The organism is Flavobacterium sp. NLM (genome assembly GCF_002210235.1).
Classification (GTDB): Bacteria; Bacteroidota; Bacteroidia; order Flavobacteriales; family Flavobacteriaceae; genus Flavobacterium; species Flavobacterium panici.
Genome location: NZ_LIAC01000009.1, coordinates 93,099 through 111,413, shown reverse-complemented (window position 1 = coordinate 111,413; position 18,315 = coordinate 93,099). Strand labels below are relative to the sequence as shown.

Annotated in this window: 19 protein-coding genes; 8 read left to right on the top strand and 11 right to left on the bottom strand. The window is 32.4% G+C overall.

All coding sequences use genetic code 11. From position 1 onward, the window contains the following. Positions 1–119 precede the first annotated feature (119 nt). A complete protein-coding gene (locus tag APR43_RS12785) occupies positions 120–2,489 on the bottom strand; it encodes a GAF domain-containing protein (protein WP_053473861.1) in 2,370 nt (789 codons plus the stop codon). Between the two features lie 232 nt (positions 2,490–2,721). Here APR43_RS12785 and APR43_RS12780 point away from each other — a divergent pair, with 232 nt between their 5' ends. Then, positions 2,722–3,474 carry an SDR family oxidoreductase gene (locus tag APR43_RS12780; RefSeq protein WP_053473862.1) on the top strand — a complete coding sequence of 251 codons (753 nt, stop codon included), beginning with the start codon at positions 2,722–2,724 and terminating at the stop codon, positions 3,472–3,474. A 72-nt stretch (positions 3,475–3,546) separates the two neighbouring features. After that, positions 3,547–4,128, top strand: a complete 582-nt coding sequence (locus APR43_RS12775; protein WP_053473863.1) for a TetR/AcrR family transcriptional regulator — start codon at positions 3,547–3,549, stop codon at positions 4,126–4,128. Positions 4,129–4,217: 89 nt separating this feature from the next. Here the strand turns inward: APR43_RS12775 and APR43_RS12770 are convergent, their stop codons facing one another. The 10 genes from APR43_RS12770 to APR43_RS12725 form a co-directional block, all read right to left on the bottom strand. Next, positions 4,218–5,276 carry a nucleoid-associated protein gene (locus APR43_RS12770; RefSeq protein ID WP_053473864.1) on the bottom strand — a complete coding sequence of 353 codons (1,059 nt, stop codon included), beginning with the start codon at positions 5,274–5,276 and terminating at the stop codon, positions 4,218–4,220. Positions 5,277–5,320: 44 nt separating this feature from the next. Beyond that, positions 5,321–5,680: a four helix bundle protein gene (locus tag APR43_RS12765; protein WP_053473865.1), complete on the bottom strand. Its 360-nt coding sequence runs from the start codon at positions 5,678–5,680 to the stop codon at positions 5,321–5,323. A gap of 113 nt (positions 5,681–5,793) precedes the next feature. Continuing rightward, entirely contained in the window at positions 5,794–6,336 is a 543-nt protein-coding gene (locus APR43_RS12760) for an IS1096 element passenger TnpR family protein (RefSeq protein ID WP_053473866.1), read from the bottom strand. A 288-nt stretch (positions 6,337–6,624) separates the two neighbouring features. Then, a complete protein-coding gene (locus tag APR43_RS12755; protein WP_053473867.1) occupies positions 6,625–7,224 on the bottom strand; it encodes an HPP family protein in 600 nt (199 codons plus the stop codon). A 79-nt stretch (positions 7,225–7,303) separates the two neighbouring features. Continuing rightward, complete coding sequence (locus tag APR43_RS12750) at positions 7,304–8,581, bottom strand: chloride channel protein (RefSeq protein ID WP_053473868.1); 1,278 nt, start codon at positions 8,579–8,581, stop codon at positions 7,304–7,306. A gap of 379 nt (positions 8,582–8,960) precedes the next feature. Further along, positions 8,961–9,350, bottom strand: a complete 390-nt coding sequence (locus APR43_RS12745) for a VOC family protein (protein WP_053473869.1) — start codon at positions 9,348–9,350, stop codon at positions 8,961–8,963. After that, complete coding sequence (locus APR43_RS12740; RefSeq protein WP_053473870.1) at positions 9,350–9,925, bottom strand: sugar O-acetyltransferase; 576 nt, start codon at positions 9,923–9,925, stop codon at positions 9,350–9,352. The genes APR43_RS12745 and APR43_RS12740 overlap by 1 nt, the downstream gene beginning before the upstream one ends. A gap of 3 nt (positions 9,926–9,928) precedes the next feature. Then, the gene (locus tag APR43_RS12735; protein ID WP_053473871.1) at positions 9,929–11,422 is read right to left on the bottom strand and encodes a hypothetical protein; all 1,494 of its coding nucleotides are present in this window, start codon (positions 11,420–11,422) and stop codon (positions 9,929–9,931) included. Positions 11,423–11,428: 6 nt separating this feature from the next. After that, positions 11,429–11,887, bottom strand: coding sequence for a YciI family protein (locus APR43_RS12730; protein ID WP_053473971.1), 459 nt, complete (start codon positions 11,885–11,887; stop codon positions 11,429–11,431). Between the two features lie 163 nt (positions 11,888–12,050). After that, entirely contained in the window at positions 12,051–12,509 is a 459-nt protein-coding gene (locus APR43_RS12725; protein WP_053473872.1) for a DinB family protein, read from the bottom strand. Between the two features lie 142 nt (positions 12,510–12,651). Between APR43_RS12725 and APR43_RS12720 the strand changes: the two genes are divergently transcribed. The 6 genes from APR43_RS12720 (at position 12,652) to APR43_RS12695 (ending at position 18,313) form a co-directional block, all read left to right on the top strand. Beyond that, on the top strand, positions 12,652–14,811 hold the full coding sequence (locus tag APR43_RS12720; protein WP_053473873.1) for a TonB-dependent receptor: 2,160 nt from the start codon (positions 12,652–12,654) through the stop codon (positions 14,809–14,811). 434 nt (positions 14,812–15,245) lie between these two features. After that, positions 15,246–15,653, top strand: a complete 408-nt coding sequence (locus APR43_RS12715; RefSeq protein ID WP_082356473.1) for a DUF2141 domain-containing protein — start codon at positions 15,246–15,248, stop codon at positions 15,651–15,653. 44 nt (positions 15,654–15,697) lie between these two features. Continuing rightward, positions 15,698–16,318 (top strand): hypothetical protein, encoded by a 621-nt coding sequence (locus tag APR43_RS12710; RefSeq protein WP_053473875.1) that lies wholly within the window; start codon positions 15,698–15,700, stop codon positions 16,316–16,318. Positions 16,319–16,338: 20 nt separating this feature from the next. After that, positions 16,339–17,679, top strand: coding sequence for a histidine kinase (locus tag APR43_RS12705; RefSeq protein ID WP_053473876.1), 1,341 nt, complete (start codon positions 16,339–16,341; stop codon positions 17,677–17,679). After that, entirely contained in the window at positions 17,679–17,984 is a 306-nt protein-coding gene (locus tag APR43_RS12700; RefSeq protein WP_053473877.1) for a 2TM domain-containing protein, read from the top strand. The genes APR43_RS12705 and APR43_RS12700 overlap by 1 nt, the downstream gene beginning before the upstream one ends. After that, a complete protein-coding gene (locus APR43_RS12695) occupies positions 17,984–18,313 on the top strand; it encodes a 2TM domain-containing protein (RefSeq protein ID WP_053473878.1) in 330 nt (109 codons plus the stop codon). Before APR43_RS12700 ends, APR43_RS12695 begins: the two co-directional genes overlap by 1 nt. Positions 18,314–18,315 lie beyond the last annotated feature (2 nt).

Here is an 18,315-nt window from a genome sequence, read left to right as displayed (position 1 = left end):
GAAAACAAGTTTTCTAACACATATCTATGTTTGTTTAGACAAGTGAAACGCCTTTTTTAAGTTTCAAAAGTCTATGTTTCTATGTGTTAAATTATAAATTCAAAGAAAAAGCGCAACTTTTAGTTTAGCTCATCTAATAAATCCTGATAGGTAATTTTCTTTATTTTTGAATTATTTACGTTATTAATCACTTTTACACGAATCGCTTTTAAACCAGAAACTCCCTGAAGATCTTCGACTTCAAATTGTTCTATTGACGGTTCTAAAACTTTTTTGTGCTGCAAATATTTAATGTATTTTAAATATTCTGCTTCTTCACTGTTTTGAGAATATACAATTGTAATTTTCTCTTTTTCGGTAATTCTTTCGTTTGTTCCTTTAATGTTCGATTTGTCGATACGTTTTTTAACGACCTCATATCTTGCATTATAAGTTCCGTCAACGTCAAAACGTTTTTCATCCATTCTAAAACGAATAGAAAGCGGCGAACTGAAAACCAAAATCAGTGAAGTAACATCTAATTCATACGGAAGCGATTCCTTAAGCTGATGATGTTCTAATTCCATTTCGCATAAAGTCTGTAACTGCCACAAACGTAAATTGTGCAGGTACATAATATCAAACGGTTTTGTTGGCGAAATCGAAGCTCCAATATATAAATTATGTTCAACACCATCCGTTTTAAAACGTTCGTAATAATGCGGATAAATTTGCTGTGCTTCAACCTGTTTTTTGTCTAATACAGAAGCCAGTCTTTTATTGATAATCGACATCGCATTGTCAAACTTCTTTCTTTCCTGATAAAACATTCCGGTTTTTTCGTCCAGACTTTGAAAGTACAATTCTTCTAACTGTTTATTTTTAGCGTTGTCTTTAGTGTTTCTCAGTATTGGATGAATTTCGTCTTCAATATAACGCTGAATATGCTGTTCCATATCTGCTTTTAGCGGAAAGTCCAATTCACTTCGAAGTGATTCCAATTCGAATTTTCTTTGCTCTAAAAGTACCAGGTTTGAATTTGGTTTTTGATTATCGAAAATTTCCAAAAGAGACGTAAGCTGATTTTTCAAGTCAATTTTAACCGTTTCATTTCGGTGTTCAGAGGAACCTTTAATATCAATTTGTCCGTATAACGGGAATACATTTTTAAATACAATTTCCTTAAAAATATAATCTTTAGTATGATTGATATTTTGGAAATAGTTTTGAGATTCTTTTCTGAATTTCCAGTAAACGCTTGGGTGAATCGTAGTATATTCACGTTGAATAATAGCTTCAACCTGATGTTGCATATCTGTATTATAACGATCAATAGTATCTGTTAAATACGGTAAAACCAATTCTAGTTTTGTTGCATTTACGCTGTTTAACTCACGAATATTATCAGAAACCAATTCAACAACGCCTAATAAATGATCGTCTTTTATAACCGGTGCAAAAACACAGCTTTGAATTCCCTGACTTAATAAATGCTCACCAAGTTTTGGGTTTGAAGATTCTTCGATAAACTTTTTCACATTTGAAATTACAAACGGTTCCTTTTTATCTAAAAGATTTTCAAATGAACATCCAAAAAAAGCATTTTTACAATCTACTTCCTGTGTAGATGAAAGTAAAAAACTCTGCATTTGGTTGTCAAACTTTATTGGTCGTACAAATTTTTCTTCTTCAGGATTATAGATAATAAAACCAACTTTTAAACTTGGAATTTTAAAAATAGACCTGAAGATGTTTTCTATAATATCTGTAGAAGCAACTCTTGAAGTTTCCGGTTTTAAAAGATTACTTTTTAAATTGGAAATTGCACTTTCTGTAGTTGCATCAAATAAAGAAACAATCCCGAAACCTTTTAAAATCCAGCTTCTTGGCGGGAATTTAGATTTCCATAAATCAATATCATTATAATTATCAATCAAAATGTCAATATCGTCCTGTGTAAGCTGCGGTGCATTTTCTGTTGGAGTGATTTCCATGAAATCCGCATTATAGAGAATACGATAATGTTTTTCTACACCTTCTTCATCTGGAATATCATAGAAAAAAGGTTTATTAAAATCAATATTTTGATGATAATAAGCGCTTAAAATCAAACAGCAATTATTAATATAGAATTGGTGATCATCAAAATCACGAATTTCCATGTAAAATTCATCACCGGCATTACGCAATATTTTCTTGAAACGTTCTGTATAATTAAATGATATATTTTGAAAAGGTATTGTTATGGCTTTTATTTCATTGTTTGTTAAAGCCGTAGGGAATAAGTCAGCAGCAATGTTTTTAATTAATGCTTCATTATCCTTAATAGTACTGTAATCGCGAATTCCTGTTCTGAATTCCGGGTACGCTTCAATTTCTTTTAAAATCGCTTTGGCGTAGTTAGATCGGTAATCAACATTAGATAAAGCAATCTGCTCAAAAGATTCAATTAGTTTATGAAATGAGATTATCGTTTCGAAAGGACTTTCGGCTGGTAAAAGACGATCCATCTGTTTTTTTGTTTTTAGAAATACAAAATTAAGCATAAATTAAGAATTGGCGACATTTTACGATTTGTTTCCTTTATGGTTACATAGATATAAACCCTTATAAAATGGCACTTTCAGAAGTGAATAATTATTTTAACAAAAAATTAACTTTAATAATAACGGAACGATCGTTCCGTTATTATATCTTTGTACCATAATAATTGAATAATCAATAACTTAAATAACAAATAAAATGAAAAATTTAGAAAACAAAGTAGCTATTGTAACAGGTGGAAATAGTGGAATTGGATACGCAGCAGCAGCTGATTTAGTATCAAAAGGGGCAAAAGTAATTGTGACAGGAAGAAACAAAGAAGCTTTAGCAAAAGCCGAAACAGAATTGAACGTTACCGGAATCGTTGCAGATCAATCTGATTTAAAATCTATTGACAGTTTAGTAGAACAAGTAAAAGCACAATTTGGAAAAGTAGATATTCTATTTTTAAATGCCGGAATCGCAGCTTTTGCTCCGGTAGATTCAGCTTCAGAAGATCATTATGACAGTATTATGAACGTGAATGTAAAAGGAGTTTATTTTACAGTTCAAAAAGTATTGCCAATTTTAAACGATGGCGGATCTATTATTTTTAATACTTCGGTAAATGCTCAATTAGGAATGCCGGGCTCAAGCGTATACGGAGCAAGTAAAGCAGCGGTTCTATCTTTAAACAGAATATTTGCAGCAGAATTAGCACCAAGAAAAATCAGAGTAAATGCGGTTTCTCCTGGTCCAATCGAAACACCTTTGTATGGTAAAGTTGGTTTAGAAAAAGAAGAAGTGGAAGGTTTAGGAGCTGCTTTAGGTCAAAAAATCTTATTGAAACGTTTTGGACAAGCTTCTGAGGTTGCAAAAACAATTAGTTTCCTTGCTTCTGATGATTCTTCTTTCATTACAGGAACAGAAATTGTGGTTGACGGCGGACTTACTGTAAACACAGTATTATAATTTTTTTGACTTATTCAGGAACGATTGTTCCGTTTAATTCTTATATTTGTAAAGAAATTTAATTTTGATGTCATGGCTAGAACGAAGGAATTTAATGAAGATCAGGCTTTAGATAAAGCAATTGAAATTTTTTGGCACAAAGGTTACAACGGAACATCTGCTCAGGATTTGGTAACACATTTAGGTTTAAGCCGCTCTAGTTTGTATGATACTTTTGGCGACAAACAAAAGTTATTTTCAAAATCTTTGCAGCGCTATCAACAGCAGAATCAAGATGCTGTAAAAGAGCTTTTGGATAAATCTGAAAATGTCAAAGAAACATTGCATGCTATTTTTAAACAAGCAGTTATAGAAAGCCTCGAAGACAGAATTACAAAAGGTTGTTTTATGGTAAATTCTTCTGTAGAATTAGCCATGCACGATGAAGACATTGCAAAGATTGTAAAAAACAACAGCCAGACAATGGAAGAAGTTTTTACAAATGCAGTGAAAAAAGGGCAGGAGGCAGGACATATTTCCAAACAGTTAGATGCGAAAATTTTAGCCCGATTCATCTTTAATAATTATTCCGGAATTAGGGTTTTGGCCCGTGCCGGAGAAAGAGATAAACAAGTTTATGATGATATTGTAAAAGCAGTTTTTTCCCTTTTATAATATCGAAAATAAGAACAATAAAAAAATGGCAATTACATTTTGTAACTGCCATTTTTTGTTTTAAGTAAGTAATAGAAAATGAAAACTTCTTAGCTTTTTTCTTCTTTATTGAAATACACTAAGTAGTAATACATTTGTTTTTCTTCATCCCAGCCTTTTTCAACAAATTTTTCTGCACTTTCAGGATTGATAAAATCCATTTTAATCTGAATGTGTGTATCCAGGTTAATTACGTTTTTAATCGATTTTCTGGCGTCAGAAACTGCTGCGTTAGCAATTGGGAATGAGGTTACATCTTCGATGCTGTATTTTTCTCCTTTATCAACTTTATAATTTTTGAATTCAGGAATCAAGTCTGGATTGTCTAATACTTCATTCAGGAAATTTTGCTCTTCAAACTGATCATTTTTAGCGAAATAATTCACAGATCGGTTCATAAACATAACTTCTTCTTTTTTGTCTTCTGCTGGTAAAACCACATCTTTTGCGAAGTTTTGGCAGAATTTTAAATATTTCTTAGTGATGAAGTTTTCGTCTTCAAAAGCATCTACAGATAAAAAGTGCTCTAACCAATAACGCGCGTCGTAACGGTTGCTGTCTACAGTTAGAATTTTATATCCTTCTTCTTTTTTATAGTTAAAAATCAAACATCCTTTGTCTAATTTGCTCAGGTTGATTCCTTGCTGCAAAATCATTTCCAGATTGCTGTTTTTTTCTTCAAATTGTAAAAAGTCAGCTTGCAGCTCGCTTTTAAAAATCCCGATTGCGTCAACTACATTATTATCAATACTTAAGTTTGTTAAGTAAGTTACATAAACCTCTCCGTTTTTAATATGCGGATGATTGGACTGCTCAAATAAATGCGTCGTGATTTTTTTTGAAATCTCCTGTAAATTAGATGGATTAGCAAAAATCTCCGTTGCATATTTAAACATGTCGTTGTAATCCAAGTCCACTTCGTGCGCAAACTGATAATAGTTTTCTTCTTTCTCTCTAAAAGGTTTAAAGAAGTACTCTTTTATCAAAGGCACAATTTCATCATTTAGATTAAATGGCTGCTCTGATAAAAAAATAGCTTCGTTACGGCTTTTGTTCCCTACGCGGTGTATCGCAAGCGTCTCGATGTGGGTGTTGAATAAATTTATCATGTGTTATTTAGGTTCAGAGTTACAGAGGTTCAAAGGGACAAAGGTTATTTTCTGCCTTTTATTTTTCTGATAAAAGAGCTTAACATTCGTTCTATTTCTCTGCTTTCTCCATTTATTTTATTGAATTGATACTCGGTTATATATTTTAAATTGAATGAAATTTCAAGCTGAGTCTGCATTTCAAACAATGATGAAATTGAAATATTTAAGAATCTCAAATAATCATTATTTCCATCTCTTCCATATCCCTCAGCAATATTACTCGGTATTGATATAGAACATCTCCTAATTTGTGAAGATAGTCCATAAATTTCTTCTTTCGGGAATGAATTTGTTAATTGGTAAATTTCGGTAACTAAGTTCATTGATTTTTGCCAAATCAGAAGGTCTCTAAAAGTATTCATATTTTGTATTTAAAAATAAAACATAAAAATAAAAATATTCCTACAATAAAGAATCGAAGACTCTAAGAAAACCTCTGAACCTTTGCCTCTCTGAACCTCTGTCCCTTAAAAGATCAATTCCAATTTTCCTCAAATCCATAATCTTCAAAGCTGTCATCACCTTCGAACATATCAAGATCATCTTCGTCTAAATCATCTTCAAATTCTCCGTAGATGTCGTTGTGCATATCATCTGCTTCGAAATTTTTTTCAAGAGCTTCGTCTGGCATTTCTCCGTGAGAGAATAAAGTTTCAGGATACGTTGCTCCAACTGCTTCATCTTCAACTGCAGCTAGTTCAACTAAGAAAGTCCACATACTGATGAAATCATAAACGTAGATAATCTTAGTATTTTCTTTATCTAAAATACTAGATAGCGGATAATCGTTCATGGTTCTTTGTTCACCCGGAACATCGCCAGTATCAAAAAGAGGAATTTCATCTTCCTGATTCCAAGTCTCATCACAAGTATAAAATGAAGCAACTTCTGATCCGTCAAAACCAAAAGCGTTGAAGATTGCATTGTGTAAATCCTCAAGCGTATCGTCTTCAAGAATAGCAATGTCTCTAAAAATATCTTCTTCGGCGTCTAGAATTACTCTAAATTTATAAACCATAATCTTTGTTTTTATTGAGAGGTCAAAGGTAAAATATAAAAGATGAAATACGAATTGTGAATTACGATTTGTTGAAAAGATTTTTTCAGCTTTCTGATTATGTGGCGTCGATTGTCAGGCTGAGCGAAGTCGAAGCCTCGATCTAATTAGGAGCGCCCTTCGACTTCGCTCAGGGCGACAATCGTATATTTCACATTCCTGCAAGGTTTTCAAAACCTTGTAGGTTTCAGGTATTGCTCAAGTTATACCTACAAGGTTTTGAAAACCTTGCAGGAGCAGACAAGAGTATTACTTCCCAGTAAATCTCTTTCTAATTTTATGATAATGTTTGTGGTACGTACTATGGTTAGGATAACTTCTGCTAGAAGTCATATTATTAAAAATCAAAGCCGTTAAAAGTAAAATAAGTACACCGCTTAAAACCGGAGAAAGCACATACATATATCCCAAAGCTTTTACTTTTTCTGTTCCAATAACAGCGATTAAAGCTGTTGCGCCTCCCGGCGGATGAAGTGTTTTGGTAATCTGCATTAAAATTATGGCAATTGAAACTGCCAATGGAGCAGCGATATACATAATATCCGGAACCAGTTTGTGAACGGTTACTCCAACTAGAGCAGAGATTACATGTCCGCCAACCAAATTTCGAGGCTGAGAAAACGGACTTTGAATAATTCCGTAAACCAAAACGCTCGAAGCTCCAAAAGAACCAATTAAATAAACAGCATCGCTACCGGAAAAGTGAATCGATTGTACGTAAGCCAGAATTCCAATTCCAACAAACGATCCTAAAAACGACCAAAAATGTTCCTTGTAATCAATTAAAGTTTCTTTATAAAGAATGTAACGTGTTTTGCGATAGCTTCTTTTAATTTTAGGAGTGGGCATAATAATATAATTTGTGGTATTTTTTGCCACAGATTTATAATCCTTTTAATCTGTGAAATCTGTGGCCTAAAAAAAATATTTATTTCGTTAAGCTTGGGGCGTAACTATATACAGTATAAGGATAAAGTGTTTTTGCTGTGTATTTTGAAATTAAACAAACAACAAGAATTGGCAAAAACAAAGTATAATCGTTCGTTAATCCGCATACTAAAAATATTGCTGTAAAAGGAGCATGAATACTGGCACTTAAAACAGCCGCCATTCCGATAATCATAAAGTTAACCGGAATTACATTTACATGGAAAAAACTATTTAAAACCGATGCCAATAATAATCCTAAGAAGGCCCCAATAAACAGACTCGGAGCAAAAACGCCGCCATCGCCGCCAGAAGCTAATGTTATAGAAGTTACAATTGGTTTTAGAATTAAAATTCCGATGAATGTTAAAGCTAATGTTATCGTTAATGGAATTTGTGCAGTATTTCCAAAAATGCCTTTTATAGCGTGATAACCTTCACCATATAATTGAGGAAAAATAAATAACGAAATACTTAAAACTGCAGAGCCTATAATGATTTTATAATAATGCGTTCCGATTTTCCCAAATTGAGATTTAAAAAACAAGACACATTTGGTTAAATAAACCGAGTTCATTCCGGCTAAAATTCCTAAAAGAATAAAATACGGAATCGCTTTTAAATGCCAGGTTTCAATAGAAACCGCAAACAAAGGTTCTTCTTTTAAAATAGAAAGCAAACCAAAAGCAATGGAAACTGCGATTACATTTGAAATGATAAAAGCGCGTGTCACTTTTCTTGAAATAACTTCAAGAGCAAATAAAATTCCCGCAATTGGACTGCTGAAAAGTGCGGTTACTCCCGCAGCAACTCCGGCGCAAATTAATTCTGTTTTGTATTGACGGAAAACATTTTCTTTTTCGTGTGCAACAGAACCAATTGTCGCTGTGGCAACTACGGTAGAAACTTCGATTCCGGTTGAACCTCCAAAAACTACAGTCAATAATCCGTTGATAAAGTGTGATGGGATTTTATAAGAAGGAAGATTTTTTGTGGTTTGTGTACTTTCAAATACTTCTTTGATTCCCTTGTTTTCTTTTTTCTTAAAAAGATATTGCCTCAAAAAATAAATTACAGACAATCCGAAAACCGGAAAAAGGATATAAAATAATGGGTTTACCGAAACTTGATGAAAGAAGATTTCTTCGTAATACTCTGTTATTTTTTTAAGTGAAATTCCGAGGAAGGCAGAAAGGAAGCCAATTAAAATAGAAACAATAACTAATTTTCGGAATTTAATAAATTGATGATTTTTTTTGATTTGCGCCGTTTTATTCATCAGAAGTGATTTTGTAGTCGCAGGATTTTATTTGCGATTTCACAAAATTAGGCAATCAAATCTGTTTTTTAATAATAATCGCTCCTTATTATATGTTAAAATTATTAAAATAAGAAAATTCTTTCAGTGTGTTTTTCTCTGCATATCGGTTATTTAGGAACAAAGAAACAAAGAAACAAAGGTTCAAAGTTTTTTCTTAAGCCAACGACTAAACACACAGTTTTGTCATTTCGAGGAACGAGAAATCGCACTAGAAACTCCGCACAGAATGTTGCCAATCTTTATCGATTCACTAGTGCGATTTCTCGTTCCTCGAAATGACAAACAGTACTTGTTTTTAAAAGAAAACTTCGCGCCTTAGTGCCTTCGTGGCAAAAACTTACCTTTCATAAAACTCTATCGGCAATAAATCAGGATCTGCAATAAAAGTAAAACGTTTTTCTGTCGTTTCATCAATTCTGATAGGCTCAGATTCTATGTTTTTTGAAGTTAAAAAAGCAACGGTTTCATTTAAATTAATTACTTCAAATGCTAAATGACGCAATCCAACAGCTTCTGGTCTTGAAGGTCTTTTTGGCGGATCTGGAAATGAAAATAATTCAATTACATAAATTCCATTTAAAGCCAAATCTAATTTATATGACTGGCGTTCTTCTCTGTAGATTTCTCTGATAATTGTTAAACCTAAAATTTCAGTATAAAAGGTTTTTGATTTTTGATAATCAGAGCATAAAATGGCAATATGATGAACTTTATTTAGGGTAAGCATTATGATTTAGATTCAGGTTCTTGATTTAATTTTCGGATTACTTTTGCCGGATTCCCTACGGCTAATGAATTGTCTGGAATGTCTTTTGTTACAACAGATCCGGCGCCGATAACACAGCCTTTTCCAATTGTCACACCCGGACAAATAACAGAATTTCCACCAATCCAGCAATCGTCGCCAATGGTAACCGGATAAGCATTTTCCAGTGATTTTCGTAATTCAGCGTCAAGTGGATGCGATGCTGTATAAATTTGAACATTTGGTGCAATAAAAACATTTGAACCAATATTTACTGGCGCACAATCCAGAACAACGCAATTCACATTAAAATAAACGTTTTCACCGCAAAAAATATTATAACCGTAATCACAATGAAAAGGAGGCTCGATGTAAAAACCAGCTCCAGTATTGGGAATCAATTCTTTTAAAATTTCTTTTGCTTTTTTGGTAACTCTGTATTCTTTTACATTTAAACTATGTAAGAGATTTTTTGCAGTTCTGCGGCCTTTTACTAATTCCGGGTCAAAAGCGTTGTAATATTCACCCGAAATCATTTTTTCTTTTTCAGTTTTCATATTTTATTGAATGTTATTCTTTTTTAGGATTTCATCAAGATTGTCACTTCCCCAGCCATCTGTCATATAGATGTTTCCCTTTCTTGTTTCGAGAATTCGCTTGTTGATAGCATCATTTTTAAAAGAAACTAATGTTTCTACAATTCTCAAATATACATATGGACTTTGTTCATTTTTTAATCTTTTAAAAAGAGGTTCAATAAAAATGTCATCTTTTAATTCCGAGATTTTTTTGCAATAAATTTCAAAATCAAAAAAATCGGCATTATCAATTTTTCCGATAATTATATTATAAGCTAAAGGTTTATCATTAAGAAGAATAAAATTTAGAATTGATTCTTTTAAATTTTCAGTAAAGATACCCTGACTTACATTAGGTATAGCTATTGTATTCTTAATCTGATAATTAGGTATAAGTTCTCTTTTACTCAATTCGTATGCTTTAGCAGGATCTAATTGTACAAGATACATAAAGCCATCTGTAGTAATGTGATTTTCTTCCTGCCATATTTTCCAAAATAAAGCATCATAAAGACTGCATTTATTAAGCCAGATTGCATCATAAATATAGATTGCATGATATAGTTTAATATTTTGGTCTTCGGCTTTTGCAAACGGAATACTTAGTAATTCCAAAGCTTTTTGATTTTTATATGCAGCTATTGCCTTGTAAAATTCTATCCACTCATTCTGATAAAAACCTTCTTTTAAAGTCAGATCTAAGTTTTTTTCTAAGAAAGGGAAGAATTTTGCATCAGGAAAATTTTGAATTGCTTTGTATGTATAAAAATTCCCGGTATTTTCATCTTTGTTTTTTAGAATAAGTTCTATGTCGCTTTCTTTTCTATACTTTGCCAGAGCGACTAAAGCATTTTGATTATGTTGTTTTATTACTAATTCTCTAACTGTTGGATATAAAATCTCATTTGGTTCAGCATTTTCAATGGCAAGATATTTCGAATCCAGATTATTCTCAGTATATATTAAAAGACTATCTAATTCTTTGACTTGTTTTTCACTTAATAATTTTTTACCCTCATTTCCATCTTCATCTTCATAATTAGTGGTAAGCAGCCTTATGTAAAAATCGCCCACTTTTTCGTCGCTGCCAAGACATCCAAATTGAGTGTAAACTATAGTGTCGTCACTTAAATGGTTTTTTGCTATTGAAAATAAATCAACATTTTTTAGATCTAGTAAAGCCCAAAAAGAGTAACATCTTACAACTCCGTTTGGGTAGTTGGTTAATGTGACTAATTCGTTTATTGAAGCATTCTTTTTTAACTCTAAAAAATTCTCAAATTGTTTTGGCATCATTCCGTTAGGCCCCACAGCCGAACCCATTAAAAAATTAACTTTTGCTATTTTTTTTACAATTCGGTTTGTTTTACCTGATATTTTGGATTCATCATAATCGGTTTTTGCGTAACAGTTAACAGATAAAAGAAGAATTACAAAAGAAAAAAATAGAGTAGATTTTAAATTTATTTTGTTCATCAAAGATTACATTTTCGTCTTAACGATTTTCTCATGAATTTTTACCGTTTCCTGTAAAGCTGCGGTACAATACCAAGGCGTTAATTCGGCTTCGAGTAAATTGGCTTTTATGGCAGGATCTGTTGCTACGAGTGCTTTTGCTTCGTCAACAGTTTCTACGTTAAAAATATAAATACCTCTATAATTTCTATCGTTTTTCATAAAAGGTCCGGCAACAACTAGTTTTCCTTCTTTTGCGAGTTTATTAATGTTTGCCATATGTCCTTCAAACAATTTTTTGGTTTCTTCTTTTGAAGCCGTTGTATTGGTTCCCGATTTTAAAAGACAGAAAACATATTTCTTCATTCCATATTCATCGGCATTCAGAGATTTTGCAAGGTTTTCATCGAATTTAACTTCGGTTTCTTGTGAAAATCCAATTGCATTCATCAATAAAAATGCGATGATAAAAAGTGAGTTTTTCATATGATATTTATTTAAAATGGCTCTCAATTTTGTCATTCCGAGGAACGAGGAATCTTCACAAGTAGCTCGACAAGGATTGGCGATTTTGAGTATGGAGTTTCTTACGAAGATTCCTCGTTCCTCGGAATGACAAGATTGCCCAAAAACAAAATTTTGTTGTCTGCTATAGTAGTTTTTTCAAAATAACAATTTGACCTAAATGATAAACGTCATGCTGAATGATTCCGTGAATGTCTTCATAAAAATTATGATTATTATTTTGATCTATTTTCTCAAAATCCGCATCATTAAAATTACTCAAACAATCATTCCACATTTCCTGAGATTTTGCCAGACTTTGCAGTGATTGTTCCCAGGCCGGCTCTGATGAATCTAAAATGGGTACAAAATAATTATGATCTGGAGTTGTGATTATTTCTCCCTGAACACGTTTTAATATGTTTCTTCTCCATTGAATTAGGTGATTGACAATTTCCCAAATCGTGTTTAAATTAGGGTTGATTTTTTTATAAGCCTGAGCTGCAGTTACATCTTTTAGAGTATCTGCTAATGTAACTTCAAGCCACGGATTTCCATTATAAATGGATTGATACAAATTCGAAACTCTTTTACTTTCTGACATGATTAACGATGTTTTTCAATTTCTAGCTAAGATACAAATTAGTATTTTACAACTCATCCTTAAAATTCTACAATTGGGTTATTATATATTTTTTAACAGGAAATGTTAAAATACATTTGCCTCATCAAAAAAAACCAATATCATGAAAACCAGAATTACTTTTATTTTATTATTACTAAGCACTTTTACTTTTGCACAAAATGTTATCTCAGGAAAAGTTTTGGATCAAAAAGGAAAACCAGTTGCAGGAGCCAATATTTATATAGACGGAACTTACGACGGAGCAACAAGTTCTGAAACTGGAGATTTCTCTTTTGAAACTTCTGCAGCAGGAAACCAGTTTTTAGTAGTAAGCTTTTTACTTTTCGAAACTTTCAAAAAAGAAATTGATGTTGCCAACTACAAAGATCAAATTGTAAAACTAAGAGAAAATGTAAATGCTCTGGATGCTGTTGTGATTACAGCCGGAACTTTAGAATCTGGCGATAAAGCAAGAGTTTCGGTTTTAAAGCCTTTAGATATTGTAACAACAGCAGGTTCGGCAGGAAATATTGTTGCCGCTTTGCAGACTTTGCCGGGAACACAAAGTGTGGGCGAGGACGGACGTTTGTTTGTACGTGGAGGTGAAGCCAGCGAAACTCAGACTTTTGTTGACGGAATTCGCGTGGCACAGCCGTACGGAGCAACAACTAATAATTTACCAACAAGAAGCCGTTTTTCTCCTTTTTTATTCAGCGGAATTGCTTTTTCTACCGGAGGTTACTCGGCAGAATATGGTGAAGCTTTATCAAGTGTTTTGCTTTTGAATACACAGGATGAACCAGATCATAATAAAACAGATATTGGTTTAATGACGGTTGGTTTGAGTTTAGGAAATACTCAAAAATGGACAAAAAGTTCGTTAAGCGTAAATATGGCTTATATTAATTTAGCACCTTATCAAGCTGTAATTCCACAAAATGTGGACTGGAATAATCCTTATCAATCTCTTGGAGGTGAAACAGTTTATCGATACAATTTCACAAACGGAATCTTTAAATTATATGCTGCTTTTGATTCTGAAAAATTCGATTTGAACCAGAAAAACATCAATTTCGAAAATCCTATCAGAACAGATTTAAACAACAATAACTTTTATTTAAACTCTTCTTATAAAGGAACTTTTGGAACAGGATGGCAGTTAACTTCTGGAATTAGTTACGGTTACAGCAAAAACAAAACGAAATACGATATCAACGATATTAATACAGATGAAAATGCAGCACAGTTGAAATTAAAATTAGGAAAGAAAGTTTCGAACTATTTCAAATTGTCTTTTGGAGCCGATTATTTCATTACCAAATTCAATGAAAATTTTGATGACAATATTTCTATTGATGTTAAAAACGGATATGATTCTAACATTTTTGCAGCTTATACCGAAGCAGATATTTTATTCTCTAAAAAGCTGGCAATGAAAGTTGGTTTAAGATATTCAAACAATAGTTTATTAAATGAAAATAATATTGCACCAAGAGCTTCATTGGCTTATAAAGTTTCAAAAAACAGCCAGTTTTCATTTGCTTATGGAGATTTTTCTCAAACGCCTGTTGTAGATTATATTAAGTATTCAAAATACCATCAGTTTGAAAGTGAAAAAGCACAGCATTATATTTTAAATTATCAGTTTACACAGCCGGGACAAACTTTTAGAGCAGAAGCTTATTATAAAGATTACACCAATTTAGTACAATACGATACAAGAGATATTCAGTACAATTCGGTTTTCAATAATAATGGAAAAGGGTATGCAAAAGGATTAGATTTATTTTGGAGAGACAGCAATTTGTATAAAAACTTAGAATATTGGATTTCCTATTCTTATATCGATTCTGAAAGACAATACAAGAATTTTCCAACAATGGCAACGCCAAGTTTTATTGCAAATCACACTTTATCTGTCGTAACTAAATATTTTATTACCGATTGGAAATCACAAATTGGATTTACAAATAGTTACAGTTCAGGACGTCCGTACAACGATCCAAACCAAACACAATTCATGAATGGAAAAACGAAATCATATAATAGTTTGAGTTTTAACTGGGCGTATTTATTAACGACACAAAAAATCCTTTATTTCTCAGTTTCAAACCTTTTAGGAACACAGAATATCTTTGGATACGATTACGCAAAATTACCAGATCCAAACGGAGTGTATAACAGACAAGCGATTACACCAACCGCAGATAGATTTTTCTTCGTAGGTTTCTTCTGGACCATCAGCCAGAATAAGAGCGAGAATCAGTTGAAGAATCTTTAGTTTGAGGTACAGAGGTTCAAAGTGACAAAGGTTCAGAGTTTTTTTGAGCGTTAAATTTTTTTAAAAAAAAGATATAAATCTTTGTTCCTCTGAGACTTTGAGACTTTGAACCTAAAAGAAAAACCTTTGTCGCTTTGCACCTCTGAACCTTTGCATCTTAAAAAGAAACAATTCAGCAGCAAAAATCAACAACTCAGTATCATTTAATTTTAAAACAGTAAAATCAGATATACTTTTGAAGTATAAATTAAAAGGGACACAGAAACAAAGCGACAAAGGTTCAAAGTTTTTTAGAATGTTAATAATAAGAAAGTCAAACCTTTGTCCCTTTGTAACTCAGAACCTTTGAGCCTAGAAAAAAGAGTTTTAATCATCAACAAAAAAACTTAGAATCTCAGTCACTTAGAATCTTAGAAACTTAAAAAAAAGAAATCATGACCAAAATTATTACACTAATCACGTTATTTATCTGCAGCTTAATGTCTGCTCAAAATGTAAAATTAACTGTTGCTGTTTCAGGTATAAAAAACAATACAGGAATTGTAAAAGTAGGTTTGTACAACTCAGACGGTACATTTCTAAAAACGACGTACAAAAGCCTTTCTTCTGAAATTAAAAATAATGAAGCGGTTGTGACATTTAACAATCTTCCGGCAGGAGAATACGCAATTTCAACGTATCACGATGAAAATAATAACGGGAAACTGGATAGAAACGCTATGGGAATTCCGTCTGAAGATTATGCAGCTTCAAACAATGCAAAAGGATTTATGGGGCCGCCTGCCTATAAAGATGCTAAATTTGTTATAGCAAAAGATTCAAAAATTGAAATTGTATTATAAATTAGTAACTAACAAATCAAAATAACCATTTAAATACTTATAAAATGAAAAAAATCATCACTTTAATCGCATTATTTGTTGTAGTAATAAGCTCTGCTCAAACTCAATTTGAGCAAGGAATGACTAAAGCTTTCGCACTTTGGAAAGAAGGAAAAACTACAGAAGCTTCGGCATTATTTGAAAGAATTGCTTCTGCTGATAAAACCAGTTATCTGCCAAATTATTATATTGCTTTGATGAATGCAACAGCGGTTTTTACTGAAAAAGATAAAACAAAAATCGATCTTCTTTTAACTAAAGCGCAAGATGCATTAGATGTAGAATTTATAAAAGATCAAAACAATGCTGAACTTTATGCTTTGCAAGCTTTAATTTATACAGGATATGTTGTGGCTGACCCAATGACAAACGGAATGAAATATTCGGCTAAAGTAATGGAAGCTTACGCAAAAGGAAAAGCGATTGACCCAAACAACCCAAGAATTGTTTTTGGTGAAGCTGATTACCAAATAGGTGGTGCAAAATGGACAGGTGTTGATACAAAACCACTTTGTGCTCAGGTTGATAAAGCTGTAGAACTTTTTGCTACTTTTAAACCAGAAACTCCTTTTTCTCCTAAATGGGGATTAGACAGAGCTTTGGAAACTCAAAAAAATTGTAAATAATTTTATAAAAAAATAAAAGAATGACCTTAAAACCAAATCTATTAAAAGCGTTTTTAATTGGCGGAGTAGTATTTTTATTTTCCTTCCTGATTCGCTTTGCATCATTTGGAACTGCAGTTTTTACCAAAGATTTGTACATCTATTTTTTGTACTGCATGTTGTACAGCGTTGTTTTGTACGTGGTAAATGCTTCTCTATTTGTGTATTTAGATAAGGTTTTTGAAGGAGCAAACAGATTTTCTGCCAGAAGAATTTTTATAGGGTTTATAAGTTCATTTTTCATTTCGCTTTTCGTCATTTTTATACTACGCATTTTCACGCAGGTTGTTATAGAAAGACGCCCGTTATTAAGCTTTTTGGCAAATGAAGATCCGGCAAATTACATAGAATCTTCGGTCATTACTTTTATCGTTTTGCTGATATTTCACGCATTACATTTTTACAAATTATATCAGGAAAATAAGGTTATACAGCAAAAGATAATTGCGGGAACGGCAAACGCCAAATTCGAAAGTTTAAAAAATCAAATCGACCCGCATTTTCTTTTTAACAGTTTAAATGTTCTTAGTTCTTTAATTGAAGAAAATCCGGATAATGCACAGCGGTTCACCACTTCTTTATCTAAAATTTACAGATATGTTTTAGAACAAAAAGATAAAGAACTGGTTTCTGTAGAAGATGAATTATCATTTGCAAAAACTTATATGAACCTGCTGAAAATGCGTTTCGAAAACAGTTTGTTTTATGAATTGCCAGCAGGAAATATAAATCCGGATGCCAAAGTGGTTCCGCTTTCTTTACAGCTTTTACTGGAAAATACAGTAAAACACAATGTGGTAAGCGAACAGAAACCATTACATATTAGAATTTTTATTGACAAAGATTATTTGGTTATTCAAAATGATCTTCAGAAAAAAGAAGTTCTGCAGGATAGGCAAGGCGTTGGATTGCAGAATATTGTAAATCGTTACGGAATTATAACCGACAGAAAAGTGCTGATTGAGCAGGATGAAAAGAACTTCTCGGTTAAGATTCCAATTTTAACTAAACAAATTGCAGTTATGGACATTAGTACAGAATATAATGACGAAGCAAAAGCGTATTACAGAGCTAAAAAGAGAGTAGAAGAGTTGAAAGGATTTTACGGAAATGTAATTTCATATTTATGTGTCATTCCGTTTTTAGTTTTCATCAATTTAAAATTTTCACCAGGATTTCAATGGTTTTGGTTCTCGGCTTTAGGATGGGGATTTGGAGTTGCGATGCATGCTTTTAAAGTTTTTGGTTACAGCTCTGATTGGGAAGAACGAAAAATCAGAGAGATTTTAGAGAAAGAAAATAATCAAAAAACCTGGAAATAATGACGGAAAAGAATTATGCCGAAGGTGAAAGATATTATCAGGCTCAAAAAAGAGTAAAAGAACTAAGAGAATTTTATGAACATCTCACAGTATATGTACTTGTAAACCCAATTGTAATTGGGGTTAATATTATGACTTCTCCCGGATATTTATGGTTTATATGGTGTTTAATGGGATGGGGAATAGGAGTTGTTTTACACGGATTAAAGGTTTTTAACCTTCCGCCTTTTTTTAATAAAAAATGGGAGGAAAGAAAAATCAGGGAAATTTTAGAGAAAGAACGCAATCAAAAAACTTGGGAATAATGGAAACAAATTCTAATAATAGTTCAGAAGAAAATGTTTTGAAAGAGCTGGCAAGTAAAAAAGTGCTGAAACTAAAATCATTTTACAAACACACTTTTCTGTATGCCGCTGCAATGATTCTTTATGTATTGAAAGAATATACAGAATTGCCATTAAACTTCTTTCCGATACATTTTTTAAACGGAGTTGTAGTAATTATTTGGTCTGCTGTATATGTAGGTTCCGCAATTGATATGTTTGTTTCTTTCAAAATATTCGGCAAGGAATGGGAAGAAAGAAAATTGAGAAGCCTTTTAGAAAAGAAAAATAGAACACAAAAATGGGAGTAATC

Bases quoted from the DNA above. Each gene is read 5' to 3' on its own strand.
- APR43_RS12695 (WP_053473878.1), top strand. From the start codon at position 17,984: ATGGAAACAAATTCTAATAATAGTTCAGAAGAAAATGTTTTGAAAGAG.
- APR43_RS12740 (WP_053473870.1), bottom strand. From the start codon at position 9,925: ATGAAAACTGAAAAAGAAAAAATGATTTCGGGTGAATATTACAACGCT.
- APR43_RS12755 (WP_053473867.1), bottom strand. From the start codon at position 7,224: ATGCCCACTCCTAAAATTAAAAGAAGCTATCGCAAAACACGTTACATT.
- APR43_RS12780 (WP_053473862.1), top strand. From the start codon at position 2,722: ATGAAAAATTTAGAAAACAAAGTAGCTATTGTAACAGGTGGAAATAGT.
- APR43_RS12735 (WP_053473871.1), bottom strand. From the start codon at position 11,422: ATGAACAAAATAAATTTAAAATCTACTCTATTTTTTTCTTTTGTAATT.
- APR43_RS12760 (WP_053473866.1), bottom strand. From the start codon at position 6,336: ATGGTTTATAAATTTAGAGTAATTCTAGACGCCGAAGAAGATATTTTT.
- APR43_RS12750 (WP_053473868.1), bottom strand. From the start codon at position 8,581: ATGAATAAAACGGCGCAAATCAAAAAAAATCATCAATTTATTAAATTC.
- APR43_RS12705 (WP_053473876.1), top strand. From the start codon at position 16,339: ATGACCTTAAAACCAAATCTATTAAAAGCGTTTTTAATTGGCGGAGTA.
- APR43_RS12720 (WP_053473873.1), top strand. From the start codon at position 12,652: ATGAAAACCAGAATTACTTTTATTTTATTATTACTAAGCACTTTTACT.
- APR43_RS12745 (WP_053473869.1), bottom strand. From the start codon at position 9,350: ATGCTTACCCTAAATAAAGTTCATCATATTGCCATTTTATGCTCTGAT.
- APR43_RS12715 (WP_082356473.1), top strand. From the start codon at position 15,246: ATGACCAAAATTATTACACTAATCACGTTATTTATCTGCAGCTTAATG.
- APR43_RS12770 (WP_053473864.1), bottom strand. From the start codon at position 5,276: ATGATAAATTTATTCAACACCCACATCGAGACGCTTGCGATACACCGC.
- APR43_RS12785 (WP_053473861.1), bottom strand. From the start codon at position 2,489: ATGGATCGTCTTTTACCAGCCGAAAGTCCTTTCGAAACGATAATCTCA.
- APR43_RS12710 (WP_053473875.1), top strand. From the start codon at position 15,698: ATGAAAAAAATCATCACTTTAATCGCATTATTTGTTGTAGTAATAAGC.
- APR43_RS12725 (WP_053473872.1), bottom strand. From the start codon at position 12,509: ATGTCAGAAAGTAAAAGAGTTTCGAATTTGTATCAATCCATTTATAAT.
- APR43_RS12775 (WP_053473863.1), top strand. From the start codon at position 3,547: ATGGCTAGAACGAAGGAATTTAATGAAGATCAGGCTTTAGATAAAGCA.
- APR43_RS12700 (WP_053473877.1), top strand. From the start codon at position 17,679: ATGACGGAAAAGAATTATGCCGAAGGTGAAAGATATTATCAGGCTCAA.
- APR43_RS12730 (WP_053473971.1), bottom strand. From the start codon at position 11,887: ATGAAAAACTCACTTTTTATCATCGCATTTTTATTGATGAATGCAATT.
- APR43_RS12765 (WP_053473865.1), bottom strand. From the start codon at position 5,680: ATGAATACTTTTAGAGACCTTCTGATTTGGCAAAAATCAATGAACTTA.